Source organism: Oleiphilus sp. HI0128 (assembly GCF_001635365.1).
The window spans coordinates 1-1,192 of sequence record NZ_LWGG01001101.1 but is presented as its reverse complement, the minus strand read 5'-3'; the positions used below and the strand labels follow the sequence as shown (position 1 = coordinate 1,192).

General features: G+C 48.3%; 2 protein-coding genes. Both read left to right on the top strand.

The features are described from left to right. A partial coding sequence (gene cbiM / locus A3763_RS18790; RefSeq protein WP_068760329.1) for a cobalt transporter CbiM occupies positions 1 to 606 on the top strand: 606 nt, incomplete at its 5' end. After that, positions 596 to 1,177, top strand: a complete 582-nt coding sequence (locus A3763_RS18785; protein ID WP_082865028.1) for a hypothetical protein — start codon at positions 596 to 598, stop codon at positions 1,175 to 1,177. The genes cbiM and A3763_RS18785, both read left to right, overlap by 11 nt. Positions 1,178 to 1,192 lie beyond the last annotated feature (15 nt).

Genomic DNA, 1,192 nt, shown 5'->3' with positions numbered 1-1,192 from the left:
GGTGCGCTTGCGGCGCCGGTTCTAGCAGCTGGTGTTGTACTTAGTGTAGTGGGGGTGGCGATCGGGTTAAAGAAGCTCGATTACGACCACTTACCTCAAGTCGGCGTACTATCGGCTGCGTTTTTCGTTGCCTCATATATCCATCTCCCACTTGGTTTTTCTAGTGTTCATCTTATTTTAAACGGCTTGATTGGCCTGGCACTTGGCTGGGCGGCTTTTCCCGCGTTGCTTGTTGCCTTGCTGTTGCAAGCTGTTTTCTTTGGCTTTGGCGGCTTCGTTGTCCTCGGTGTCAATACATTTAATATCGCACTACCGGCTGTGCTGATGTACTACGTATGTCATAGAGGGATCTCTGCTCCGAACACAAATTTAGCTGCGATATGGGGCGCGATTGGTGGCGCCGGTGCGATTCTACTAACTACATTGTTAGTTGCGGGCTCCCTGGCATTATCTGGAGAGGCGTTTGTGCTCGCGGCTCAAGCGACCGTATTGGCGCATATACCGATTATGATCCTAGAAGGTTTTGTTACCGGCGCGGCTGTCTTGCTGATTCGACAAGTTAAACCTGAGCTCCTGCGTATATCGGAGGATTGGGATGATACGTAATCTTTGTTTGCTCTTCCTTGTTTTCGTCAGTTCGCAGAGTGTCGCGCATAACGTACTGGGCGGCGTTTATACCATTGGTGTTGATGTTGAGGGCGAAATAGGTTTTTCCAATGGAGAGATGGCACCACTAGGCTCTAAGGTAATGGTTCGTGATCTCCAGGGTCAAGAAATTGTTTTGGTCGAAACGGATGAGGAGGGCTTCTTTACATTCGAAGCGACGAAGCGGATTGATCATCATATTTACGCGAACCTAGGGGCAGGCCACGTGTTTGAAACAGTTTTAAACGCTGAAGACTTATCGGATACCTTAGGCGAGATTATGGCAGTGGAATCTGCCGACGCTCTGGAAACAAACCTTCGAGGACAGATGTTGGTGGGTAATGACTTACAAGCATTGATCGAAAAGGCTGTCGCAAAACAAATTAAGCCCTTGCGCAAAGAGTTGAATGCCTACAAAGAGAAAGCATCATTTCGGGATGCTTTGGGTGGCATTGGTTACATCTTTGGCTTATGCGGTATCGGTATTTGGCTAACGCAGCGAAATCAATCTACAAAGAATAAGGCGAGTTAAGGTGCCACAGAATCT